Annotated in this window: 7 protein-coding genes; 1 reads left to right on the top strand and 6 read right to left on the bottom strand. The window is 64.1% G+C overall.

Annotated features, from left to right (window positions below; genetic code table 11):
* From ACODRW_RS22890 to ACODRW_RS22865, 6 genes are all read right to left on the bottom strand, one after another.
* Positions 1–2434: TonB-dependent receptor plug domain-containing protein (locus tag ACODRW_RS22890; protein WP_488906754.1), on the bottom strand; the 2434-nt coding region annotated here is incomplete at its 3' end.
* A 571-nt stretch (positions 2435–3005) separates the two neighbouring features.
* Positions 3006–5597 carry a TonB-dependent receptor gene (locus ACODRW_RS22885; RefSeq protein ID WP_488906753.1) on the bottom strand — a complete coding sequence of 864 codons (2592 nt, stop codon included), beginning with the start codon at positions 5595–5597 and terminating at the stop codon, positions 3006–3008.
* 404 nt (positions 5598–6001) lie between these two features.
* A complete protein-coding gene (locus ACODRW_RS22880) occupies positions 6002–8266 on the bottom strand; it encodes a glycoside hydrolase (protein WP_488906752.1) in 2265 nt (754 codons plus the stop codon).
* An 83-nt stretch (positions 8267–8349) separates the two neighbouring features.
* On the bottom strand, positions 8350–9126 hold the full coding sequence (locus ACODRW_RS22875) for a DUF2861 family protein (protein ID WP_488906751.1): 777 nt from the start codon (positions 9124–9126) through the stop codon (positions 8350–8352).
* Positions 9126–9770: a response regulator transcription factor gene (locus ACODRW_RS22870; protein ID WP_107799444.1), complete on the bottom strand. Its 645-nt coding sequence runs from the start codon at positions 9768–9770 to the stop codon at positions 9126–9128. Before ACODRW_RS22870 ends, ACODRW_RS22875 begins: the two co-directional genes overlap by 1 nt.
* The gene (locus tag ACODRW_RS22865; protein WP_488906750.1) at positions 9767–11149 is read right to left on the bottom strand and encodes an ATP-binding protein; all 1383 of its coding nucleotides are present in this window, start codon (positions 11147–11149) and stop codon (positions 9767–9769) included. Before ACODRW_RS22865 ends, ACODRW_RS22870 begins: the two co-directional genes overlap by 4 nt.
* A 99-nt stretch (positions 11150–11248) precedes the next feature.
* On the opposite strand from ACODRW_RS22865, the gene ACODRW_RS22860 reads away from it, so the two are divergent.
* The gene (locus ACODRW_RS22860; RefSeq protein ID WP_235089064.1) at positions 11249–12556 is read left to right on the top strand and encodes an MFS transporter; all 1308 of its coding nucleotides are present in this window, start codon (positions 11249–11251) and stop codon (positions 12554–12556) included.
* Positions 12557–12566: the final 10 nt, after the last annotated feature.

The following is a 12566-nucleotide window of genomic DNA, read 5'->3' as shown; positions in this document are numbered from 1 at the left end:
ACAGGTTCTTGATGCCGGCGGTCACGGTCAGTTGCTTGTTCCAGGCGTAGGATCCAGACAGATTCCACGTGGAGTAAGGCCGCACAGTATTGTTCTGACCTTTCTTCGAGTTGCTGTCGGTGTAGCCCGAACGGTAATTCTGCGCCAGCACCCCGCTCCAAGCACCCAGCGACCAGTTCATCGACAGAGTGTGCTGCCAGCGGAAAGCAGGGCCATTCGCATCAATGTAAGACCCCAAGTTGCTGAAGTACGGGCCTTCTTTCTCTTTCTGGTAGGAGTACTTGGACAGATAGGTGCCATCCAGAGAAGCATTGAAAGTGCCAATCGCGGTTCTGGGCAGCAGCCAGTTCATCTTGATATCCACCCCGGCGGCACTGAGGTTGCCCAGGTTGGAATAGTCATCGACCAAATAAGACAGATTGCCGTTGCTATCGCGGATGAAACGATCCGAATATTTGGATGGGTTGGCGAAGATGGTGTCTTCCGGGATGACATTGATCTGATTCTTGATCATGGTCCACCAGAAGTCGGCACTGGCGGTAAAGCTCTTCACCGGCTCGATTACGATGCCAAAGGACAAGGAGGACGACTTCTCCGGCTCCAGATTCTTGTTACCGCCGTAACGGATATCGCGCTGAATGCTCTGGCATGCCAAGGCGTTCGCGCCCGGCACCGGGGTTTTGCCATTGGGACAAGCACCGTAATCTACATAGGCGCGGCCTGTCAGCTGCAACTGGTTAGGCTTGTGCATATTGTACAGAGACGGCGCGCGGAAACCGGTGCTGGCGGAGGAGCGGAACATCAGCTGCGGCAACGGCTGGTACTTCATCGCCACCTTGGGATTGAAGGAGCTGCCGGAATCGCTGTAGTGGTCGTACCGCGCGGCCAATTGCGCGTCCAGGTTCTTCAGAACAGGAATATCCGCCTCACCGTACAACGAGTAGGAATTACGGCTGCCGGCGGCGTCCTCCGTCTTGTTCTGACCGGTGCTCAGCGCGTCGCGGGTCACCGCTTTGTTGTAGACCGTGCTCAAGGACTCGCGGCGTACTTCCGCGCCAAAAGCGATGGCCATCATGCCGGCCGGCAGTTGCAACACTTCGCGGCTGGCCTTGATGTCGGCCATGTCAATGGTGGACTTGGCTTCCTTGGTTTGGCCGGTCATGCTGACCGAACGCCAAGCCGCCAGATTGTTGCCGGACAAATCGAACGGATCCAAAGCGCCGCTGTCGACCGCGGACTGCATCTTACTCTTGCTGACATAGCCGGAGTTCAGGTTTTCCTTGACCAAGTTTTCCGAACGACCGATGCCGGCGCGGTAATCCCAACCTGCAATCAAGCCCTCCATATTCAGCATCAGGCGCTGGGTGACTGAATTGGCTTCAGTCACGCGATTACCCAACGGAATGGTGCGCACATACAACTGGTCACGCTTGCTCGGGTCCACCGCATTGGCGCGGGTGATGTCGCCCCCGGTCGGCAACGGCGCGTTTTGGGAGGTGGTGGTGGTTTCGGTACGGGTGTATTGCAGCGACAACTCGTGATTGTCGCCAATGCGTTTAGTGGCCTTGATCACGCCGGACACCTGCTCTACCTCCGGAATAATGCTGGGGTACAGCGAGTAATATTCCTGGCAGTTTTCGCCATTGAACGTGGAGAACGGCGGCCGGCAATTCGGTGTGGATGGAGTCATTAAGTCCCCAGTAACCCCATCCACATAGTTGCCAGGCCAGGCATTGGGACTTGAACCGGTATCTTTATTGATCAACGAAGCAAAGCCGCGCTGAGATGCCATCACCGGGTCTTTCTTCTGGTAATCGATGGCGCCGTAAATATTGAAACCGTCGTTGCCCAAATCGCCATAGCCATAGGAAACATTGATGTTTTTATCATCGCCGCCGCCATGCTGCGGATTGGAAAAACTGCCTCCAATGCTGAAGCCCTTCAAGCTCTTCTTGGTGATGAAGTTCATCACGCCGCCGATGGCGTCGGTGCCGTAGATGGCGGAGGCGCCGTCCAGCAACACCTCCACGCGGTCAATCACGGACAAGGGGATGGCGTTCAGGTCGGCGGAGGTGCCGTCAATCGCCTGATTGGCCATGCGACGGCCGTCCAGCAACACCAGCGTGTATTGATTGCCCAGGCCGCGCAAGCTGGCAAACGCAGCGCCACCTGTGGAGGCGCCCACTGCAGCTGCCGCCCCTTGCGACGACTGGTTGGCGGCGATGCTGTTGACCACCTGCTCCACCGTGGTCAGACCCTGCTTGGCCAGGTCTTCGGTTTTGAGAATGGTGACGGGCAGCGCCTTTTCCTGCTTGATGCTGCGCTTGATGTTGGAACCGGTGATCTCCACCCGGTCCAGTTGACCGGAGTTCGCCTCAGCGGCGAATGCGAACGGCGCATGGCTCGCCATGCCGGCCATGGCCAGGGCAAGCACTAGCTGCTTCTTTTGACTTCTCAACTTGATTTCTCCTTAACTGCACACGGAAACCAGCAGCGCTTCTGACGAACGTTTGCTGGATACTGCAGGTCGTCGACAATCGAACGTCATGACCGTGTTTCGAGTGTGTTAAGGATTGTTGCCCTCCGTCAATATTTGTTGAGGGGCGATCCTGCTCGTCCGGCGCCCCGTTTAAATGCGCCTTTTGACGGAGAAATGCGCAAAAATCATGTTAGCGCTTGAAAATCAATAGACTATGCCCCTGATTTTTGCCAGCAGCTTTTACAGAAAGCCGCTAATTCCATGTCATTTTCCATGATGAGAACAACTTGCCATTGTTGCTTTTTTGCATTTTTACGACAAATTCGTACAAGAATTTCAGGTTAGACTAATTTTGCAAAAACTTATGCATTCGTTTTTTTAATGGCAGGCATGTAAAAAAACATTCATATCCAATCTAAACCACGCCAACTTAGCTACACGCCACCAGCCAAATTCATTCCAAAAACATAAAACCCCGCCGCGCCAAACGGCGCGACGGGGCTAGATCAAACCGCCTTGGCGAGGCTTAGAGCTTGTAGCTGGCTTTCAGGAAGTAGGCGCGCCCCACCGGATCCGCCACCACCGGGTCAAAGCCGTACTGGAAGGTCTTGGTCTGGTTGCTGAACGGCGGCTCCTGGTCGAACAGATTGCGGATGCCGGCGGTAATGGTCAGCTTCTTGTCCCATACATAGCTGCCGGACAGGTTCCAGTTGGAGTACGGGCGCACATTATGGCCTTCATCGTTGGGATTCAGGTCGGTGTAGCCGGACGAGTAGTTCTGCACCAATACCCCGCTCCACGGCCCCCGGGCCCAGTTGAACGCCAGGCTGTGCTTCCAGCGCAAGGTCGGCTGCAGAATATTCTGATACCAACCGCCCAGCGAACTCAGATAAGGGCCCTTGGGCTCCATCTGCTGCTGGTACTTGGAGGTGTAGGTGCCGTCCAGATTGACGCCGAAATTGCCCCAAGCCATCTTGGGCAGACGGAAAGCCAGACTGATGTCCACGCCGGCCGCGCTCAGAGTGCCCAGGTTCTGGGTGGTGGTGATGACATGGTTGAGCGAACCATCGGGGTTGCGCACGAACTTGTCCGCGTACTTGCCCGGATCGGCGAAAATCACACCCGGATCCAGCGCGCCGATGGTGTCCTTCACCGTGGTCCACCAGAAGTCCGCGCTGGCGGTGATTTCCTTGATCGGCTCGATCACGATGCCGAAGGTCAGCGAGCTGGCCTTCTCCGGCGACAAATTGTTGTTGCCGCCCTGCAAGGCTTCGAACTGGGTGTTGCAATCGTCCACCTTGTTGCCGCCGTTGGCCGGCGTGCCGCCCGGGCAGCGCAAGGGGTCGTTGAACTTGTTGGCGGTGTAGGTCTTGCTGTTGGGCGTGAACACGTCGTACAGCGTCGGCGCGCGGAAGCCCTTGCTGGCCGAGGAGCGGAACAAGACCTGGGGGATAGGCTGATACTTGACGGCGATCTTGGGGTTGAAGGAGCTGCCGAAGTCGGTGTAGCGGTCGTAACGCGCCGCCAGCTGGGCGTCGAAGTTCTTGAAGATGGGGATATCCGCTTCGACATAGGCCGCGGTCACGCCGCGGCTGCCGCTGGTGGACTTGGAATCGGCGATGCCGGAGCCCAGCGCGAACTGGGCGATGTCCTGGATCTGGCTGTCCAGTTTCTCCCGCCGGGTTTCCACGCCGAAAGCCGTCGCCACCATGCCGGCCGGCAACTGAAACACCTCCTTGCTGACCTTGAAGTCCGCCATCACCGTCTGATATTTGGCGATCCAGCCGTCGCCCTTCAGCTCGGTGCTCTGCCAGGCGCCCGGCGCGGAATCGCCGAAGGGGTTGATGGTGCCGTCCTGGAAGGCGGCGGCGACCTTGTCGCCGTGCACATAGCCGGACTTGTAATTGATGATGGTCTTGTTCTCGGAGTAGGCCACCCCGCCGCGGTAATCCCAGCCCGCCAGCAAGCCTTCGGCGTTGAAAGCCAGCCGCTGCGTGGTGGACAGGCTCTCGGTCACGCGCGGCCCCAGCGGCACCGCGCGCGAGTTGATCACCACATCGCTGCCGTCGGTGGGCGTGCCGTCCGGCAAATGGGTCGGATAATACTTGTCGCCCGCCTTCAGGGTGGCGATCTTGGCCAGCGGCGCCGGCGAGATGCGCGTGGTGCTCAGGTTGCGCGCCCCCATGTACTGCAGCGACAGGGTATGTTCCCCAATCTGCTTGGTGCCCTTGGCGAAGGCGGTCAGTTGCTCCACCTCCGGCGTCAAGTCCATGTAGAGGGTGGCGTTCTCGCCACAGGAGTTGGCGTCTATCGGCTTGGCGTACGGCGGTTTGCAATTCGGCGCCGTCGGGTTGTAGGCGTTGCCCTTGTAGGTGAAGTTGGACGGGAAGACCCGGCCGCTCAGATTGTCCGCGGTCAGGTATTTGTTGGCGAAGGAACGGTTCAGCGTGGTGATGGCGTCCAGCTTCTGATAACTCAGGGAGCCGTAAACGTTGTAGCCGTCCTTGTTCAGATCGCCGATGCCGGCGGTGATGCTGGCGCTGCCGGTATTGCCGCCCTTGTGGTCGGTGGACACCAGCTCGCCCGCCACCGTCACGCCCTGATAGCTTTTCTTGGTGATGAAGTTGATCACGCCGCCGATGGCGTCGGTGCCGTAGATGGCGGAGGCGCCGTCGCGCAGCACCTCGATGCGCTCAATCGCCGACAGCGGGATGGCGTTCAAATCCGTGGCGTAGCCGCCAATCGCCTGGCTGGCGACGCGGCGGCCGTCCAGCAGCACCAGCGTGTACTGCGAGCCCAGGCCGCGCAGGCTGGCGTAGGAGGCGCCGCCCGACACCGTCTGCACCGACGAAGCGCCCACCATGCTGGACTGGTTGCTGGCCAGCGAATTCACCACCTGCTCCACCGTGGTGAAGCCCTGCTTGCTCATTTCCTCGGTGCGAACCACCGTCACCGGCAGCGCTTTTTCCTGCTTGATGCTGCGCTTGATGTTAGACCCGGTGATTTCCACCCGGTCCAGGGTGCCGCTGCTCGATTCCGCCGCCCAAACGCTGCCGGCTTGGCCGCCCAGGCCTGCCAGGGCCAGGGCCAGCACCAACTTCTTCTTGCTAGTTCTCATGATTTCTCCAGTCATGTGTCTAACCTGCTTAGCGCGCTTCTCTAGACACGCTTTCGGCAGATCATCCAGCCGCAGACTATTTGTCATATGGCCTGACACGATGCTTGGAGCATTTATTACAGACGGTCAATCGACATCATGAATCGTCACATACCGTCTTTCCGCCCACGGCGGCGTCCTGGATGAAAACCGCCGCGCCGCCATCGGCCGGAAAGGCCGCCGGCAAAGGCTTACGCCCGATGGCGGCGCGCAGGCCGCCGCTGTGGCGTTTACAGCGGCGCGTTGTCATTTTGCCAATGCGCTGTGTGGCACGATATTTTTATGACATGTGTAAAAATCAGATAGACGATTAAATCAATGCATTTAACTCATGCCTACGGAACACCGGGCCAAACAGCGGTCCATCAGGCCGGAGCCGGCTCGCAATCCTTTAAGGAAACCGTGCGCTCCGGCTGCCCGGACAGTTGCACCCGCATCGTCCGGCCGGCCAGTTCGCGTCCTTCCAGCTGCCGCGGCTCGGCGCTGAAATTCACCGTCAAGCGGCTGCCGTCCGCAAAGCGGGTCTGTTGCGACAAGCGGTCCGGCGTCAGCCAGGCAAAACCAGTCATGGCCTGAGTCGCCAGTTGCCGGTGCAGCGGCCGGAACACCTGATCGGCGCAGCGCATCAGCGGCAGCCGCTTCTCCAGGCTCTCCGCGCTCAGGTGCCAGAGCGGCGGCGTGTTGTACAGCCATTGCGTCAGCAGATTGTCGGCATAGGCGTTGCTGAACTTCAGGTTGTCGTACAGCCAGTGATTGCTGGTGACGATGGAGTCGTGGAACGCCGCCTGGTAAAGCGGCAAGCGGTAGCCCGGCTGGTAGTAAATATTCAGATACGGCTGTTTCAGGGGTACGGCGCGAAAAAACACCTCAGGCTGATTCGCCGGAAACCAGCGGCCCAGGAAATACGGCGATTTGGGATTTTTCTGCAGATCGGGATCGCCCCAGCCCAGCACCGGCACCTGCATGCCGTGCGCGAAGGCGATGCCGCGCGAGGTGGCGGCGTTGCCGTTTTCCGAACCCACCGGCACGCCGAAGCGGTCCCGCACCCAGGCCATGCTGCGTTCATTGCCGGCCGCCACGCCGGCCTGGCTGGTCCGCCGGCCGGGGCTGTGATCGTCGAACACCATGCCGGTGGCGTAGGCGTCCAGAAACCAGCTGTTGAAACCCAGCGCCTGATGCAGCGCCTGGCTGCGCTGACGCAAGACCGGCCGCACGCAATCCGGGTTGGTGTAATAGCCGGACTGCTGGAAGCCGCTCTTGCGCCGGCCGCTGGCCAAGGTAATGCCGCAGTTCCGGTACGCGGCGGCGCCCTGCTGCGCCGTCAGCCAATCCTCGCGCTGCCCCGGCGGCAAGGCGGTTTCATAGGAATCGTAGGCCGCCATCAGATAGCCGGCGCGCACGCCCGCCTTCATCGCTTGCGGCTGCCACAAGCCGCCCTCCCAATTGTCCATGCCCAGCCACAGGCGCTCCAGGCCGGCCGCGCGCAAGGCCCGCAGCGTGCGGAGCGACAAGCCGCCGCCCCAATCGTCAGGCTCGCCCAAGGCCGCGCCGAACACTTCCCTCACCTCGCGCCGCAGGCGGCGGTAAGGCTCGGCCAGCTTGTTCCACGCCGGCGCGGCGCTCAGCCAGCCGGCGCGCGCCTCCGCCGTGGCCGCCTGATTGAAGGCCGCCAACAGCACCCGGCGCTGGTAGGCGTCGGGCCGGGCCGAGGCCGTCCGCAGCGCCGCGGCGGCTTCGGCGTCGAAGCGCCCTCTCAGCCGCCGCGCCAGCGCGCTGTCGCCGCGCAACAGACTCAGCCAGCGTCCCCAGTCGCGCACATCCTCCGCGCCCAGCAAATCGTTGCCCCATAGATAGACATGGCTGGCGCCCACCAGCTTGGCGGTTTCCGACTGCGCGCGCATCTTGTCGGCCAGGCTTTCGAAACGCCCCGCCCCGATCAGCCATTGCCGATAACGCTTGGCCCCGGCCAAGAGGTCCCCGTCCGCCAGATGCAAGAGCAAGGTCATCGGCTCCCGCCGGTTCAAGGCGTTGAAATCATGGCTGAGCGCCAGCCCCAGGCCGGCGCCGTCCCGGCTTACCTTCAAACGGTTGTTGAAGGGATTGAGCAACAGCCAATGCAGGCTGCTCGCGCCGTAGTCCATGCCCCACAAGGGCAGGCTGAGGTTTTCCGAGGTGTTTAGCCCGTCGCCGGCGAAGCGCGGCAGGAAATCCAGCCACAGCGGGTCGCCGGCCGGCGCATAACTGCCCTCGGCCAAGGGCAGCAGCAAGCCGCGCCCCATCGCCGCCGCCGGCTGCCGCAGCAGCGGCACGGTCTCCACGGCGCCGGCTCCGGCCTGAACCGTCAGCGTCAGGTCCGGCCCGTCCAGGCGCGCGCTCAAGCGATAACGGCCGCGCTCCCAGGACCAGGCGGCGCCGGCCGCGTCCGCGTTCAGATCCGCCACCGCGCGCGCCGGGCCGCCGCTCGACACCGTCAGCGGCGGCTGTCCGGCCGGCGTCGCGGTCACCGCCAGGGTGGCCGGGTCCAGCGCCACCCTCCATTGCGCGTTCTCCAGCCGGATCTGCGCCCAGGCGCTCAGGGGCAGACACATCGCCGCCAGCGCAAAAACAAGGGAATGAGGGGATATCGGCATTGCGGGCACTCTCCGTATGGGAATCAAGACGGAGAGATTAAAAAGGCAAAGGCCGCCCCGATTGTCAGGCCAATGTCAGGATTTCAGCGCGGCCCCACCTGACGGTGCGCCAGCCTCAACACCAATTGGCCGCGCGCCTCCGCGCGCACCAGGGCCACGCTCTGCCATAACTCGCCCCGGCCGGGCGGCCAGCGCAGCGCCTCGCCCAGCTCGCGCCGCCGCCACCAGACAAAGCCGTAGTCGCTGCGACGCAACAGCGATTGCTCCAGCCAGGGCTGGGCGCAGGCCGCGCGCGGCGGCGGCAAGCGCGACACCGCCAGCGGGCTGCGCGACAGCCAATCCAGATTGGCCACCTCAGGCAAGGCCAGTTCGGCCTGCCATTGCCGGCCGGCGGCGCTGAGCTGCAAGCGGTAAGCGCCCGCCGCCAGCGGCCGGCTCAGGTCCGCGCTTTCCAGGCGGAAGCCTTGGCCGTCTTCCCGCTCCAGCAAGCCGCCGCGCAGCAGATCATGCCCCTGAACGTCCAATAGCCGGGCGTCCTCCAGCGCGCCGCGGCCGCTCAGCACCACCCGGTAGGCGCGCGCCAGCGGCATGTCGCGCTGCGCCAGCTCCAGCGTCAGCTGCGGCAGCCAGGCCGGCAGCGTTAGCGGCGCATCCTTGCCGCAGTGCTCGGCGCTCAGCGCCGCCAAGGCCTGCGCCCAGGCTTGCCGCTGCGCCTGGCTGCGCAAGGCCGGCCAGCTTTCGGACAGCGCCTGCCAGGCGGCCGCGTCGTCCGCGCCCAGCAAGGCGCGGTTCAAGGCCGCCAGCGGATCCGCGACGGCCGGCGCGGCCAGCGCCAGCCACAAACACCATGCGCGCAGCATCAGTTCTTCTCCAAACGGTAGCCGACGCCGCGCACGGTTTCGATGGCGATGCCGGGCAGCTTCTGCCGCAGTTGCAGGATGTGAGTGTCCACGGTGCGCGTGGACGGAAAGCTGTCGTAGCCCCAGACCTGATTCAGCAATTCGTCGCGGCTCATCACTCGTCCGGCCATGCGCGCCAACAACGCCAGCAGTTCGAACTCGGTGCGCGTCAACGCCACCTCCCGTCCTTGCCAGTTCGCCGATTGCCTGGCCGGCTGCAGGCTCAAGGCCCCCAGGCTCAGGCTGCCGTCGCCCAAAGGCCGCAACTGGGCGCGAATCCGCGCCAGCAACTCGGCATGGGCGAAAGGCTTGCTCAGATAGTCGCGCGCGCCCGCCTCCAGCCCGGCCACCCGGTCGCCCACCTCTACCCGCGCCGTCAGCACAATCACCGGCAAGGCTTTCTGCGCCAGCCAGCCGGGCAAATGCCGCAGGCTGTCGCCGTCCGGCAGGCTGCGGTCCAGGATGACCAGATCGGCGCGCAGCCACTGCGCGGCCGCGTCCTCCGCCCGCCGCAGCCACAGGCAGCGATAACCCGCATCCTCCAGAAAGCGGCTCAGGCCGTCGCCCAGCGTTGCGTCGTCTTCAATCAAGAGCAAAGTGTTCATCGCGGGGAATCCTGTCGCGGCGCCCGCTTGACGGGCAGTTGCAAGCTAAAGCGCGTGGGCGGCCCGGACAGGCTCAACCGGCCGCCCAGCCGCTTCAGCACCCGCCGGACGATGGCCAGGCCCAGCCCCATGCCCTCGCCGCCGCCGTCGCGCCGCGCCAGTCGGCGCAGCCGATAATCCCTCAGGCGGCCGCCGTCACACACCGTCAGCGTCAAAGTGCGGCCGTCCCAATCCGCCAGCACGCGCCAGGGCGGCCGGCCATGCCGGCGCGCGTTGGCCAGCAAATTGTCCAGGCACAAGCCCAGCCAATAGGCCGGCAACAGCACAGTCGCGTCCTCATTCAGACAAAACGCGGCCTGATGCCGCTCCGTGATCGCGTCCAGCCATTCCGCCAGCCGCACCGCTTGCCGCCCTTCGTCCAGGCGTTCGGCGGACAAGTAATGGCGACTGGCTTCGGCCAACTGACGCAGGCGGCTGACGCCGCCGGCCAAATGTCCGAACTGATCTTGAGCGGAATCCGGCAGGCGGTCGAAATCCCGGCGCAGCCCCTCCACCACGCCGGCCAGGCCGGCGATGGGGGTGCGCAATTCATGAGTGAGCATCTGCAAGGCGAAACGCCGCTCCCGTTCCAGGCGCCGCCGCTGCCAGGCCAGCCAGCCGCCGGCGGCCAGCGCCAGCCCGGCGAGGCCCGCCAGTAAAGCCCGCCAGGGCCAGGCCGGCGCCGGCGTCGGGTTCAAGCACAGTCCGTCCTGGCGCTCCGCGCAGGCGCCCGCGCCGGCCGCGGACACCCTGACCCCGGCCGCTTCCGCCCGTTCCCGCCAGGCGGCGGCCGGGTACAGCCGCCATTGGCCGTCCCGCAGCCGCCACAGCGCGCCGTCCTGCCACAGCCAACGCGCGCCGGCCAGCAAGGCGTCCAGATTGTCGTCCGACAGCCCGCCCAACAGCCCCAGATCGTCGTCGCGTTCGCGCACATGCAGCCAGTCCGCCACCGCCGCCCGCGGCCGGCCCTGCCGCCAGTGCGCGGCGCTGCTGCCGCCCAAGGGATGAACCGGATGCAGGCGCAGCCAGTCGTCTGGCAGACGTCCGTCCGCGCAGCGCCGACGTTCGAAATCCCGCCACAGCGCCGGCAGGGCAGACAGATCCCCCTCGCAGCGACGCTCGTGCGCCTCCAGCTGCCGCAAGGCGCGCAGGCTGTAGCGGGACCAGGCCGGCTGCAACGACGCCGGCGCGATCAGCCCCTCGTCCAGCGACTGAATCCGCGTCAGCGCCAAAGACCGCGCCGGCCGCGATTCGGCCAAGGCGGCGTCCAGCCGCGACGACAGCTCGCCGGCCCAGGCCGCGTGGCAGATCAATAGGCAACAACACAGACGTAGCTTCATGCGCCGCATTATACGGAAAACCCGCCGCCACTCGGCTGACAGGCCGGCGCGAATCCGCTAGCATGCGTTTCCGGCTCATGACACAAGATCGGCATCCCCGTGAAAGCAGGCTTTTCCTTCTTCGCCACCCGGCGCTTCTTCCCGCTGTTCGGCACCCAGTTCCTGGGCGCCTTCAACGACAATCTGCTGAAAACCGCCATCGTGGTGCTGATCAGCTTTCACGGACTCAGCCTGGCCGGGCTGCCGCCGGAACAACTGGTCAATCTGGCCGCCGGCGTGTTCATCCTGCCCTTTTTCCTGTTTTCCGCCACCGCCGGCAAATTGTCGGAGCGCTACGACAAGGCCGCCATCGCCCGCTGGATCAAGCTGGCCGAGATCGCCATCATGCTGCTGGCCGGAACCGGCTTCTTCCTGCACTCCGCCGGCCTCTTGCTTTCCGCGCTGTTCCTGATGGGCGCCCACTCCGCCTTTTTCGGCCCGCTCAAATACTCGGTGCTGCCGCAATATCTGAAAGAACAAGAACTGGTGGGCGGCAACGGCCTGATCGAGATGGGCACTTTTCTCGCCATCCTGATCGGCCAGATCGGCGGCAGCATGCTGACCACCGGCGGCCCTCTGCTGATCACCGCCACCTTGCTGGCCACCGCCATGCTGGGTTACGGCGCCAGCCGCGAGATGCCGCCAGCCCGGCCCGGCGCGCCGCAGCTGAAGCTGTCCTTCAACTTCCTCAAAGACTCCGTGCTGCTGATGCGCGACGCCTGGCGCCTCCGCGACGTGCGCTGCGCCATCCTCGGCATTTCCTGGTTCTGGCTGATGGGCGCGGTCTACACCACCCAGCTGCCCACCTTCACCCGCCTGCATCTGGGCGGGGACGCCGCCGTCTACACCCTGCTGCTGGCCTTGTTCTCCATCGGCATCGGCCTGGGTTCGGTGGTGTGCGCCAAGCTGTCGCAAGGCAAACTGCAATTGGGCATGGTGCTGGTGGGCAGCGTCGGCATGACGCTGTTCGGCGGCGATCTGGCGCTGTCCGCGCTGCCGCACTACCGCGGCGAGCTGATCGGCCTCGCCGATTACCTGGCCCGCGCCGGCAGCTGGCGCAATATGGTCGACGTGGCGCTGCTGGGCTTCTTCGGCGGCTTCTTCACCGTGCCGCTGTACACCTGGCTGCAAACCGCCAGCCCAGACGATTTCCGCTCTCAGGCCGTGGCCGCCAACAATATCGCCAACGGCTTCTACATGGTGGCCGCCGCCATCGGCAGCGCGCTGGCGCTGAAGCTTTACGACAGCATCGCCATCCTGCTGCTGGCCACCGCCGCGCTCAACATCCTGGCCACCCTGCACCTGCTCAGCGCCGCGCCGGTGATCTGGCGACAGCGGCTGGACTGGCTGCGCGCGCTGCGCGACTGAGGCCGGCGCT

It is taken from the genome of Chromobacterium sp. FG89 (genome assembly GCF_057808735.1).
This window is presented reverse-complemented; position numbering and strand designations above follow the sequence as displayed.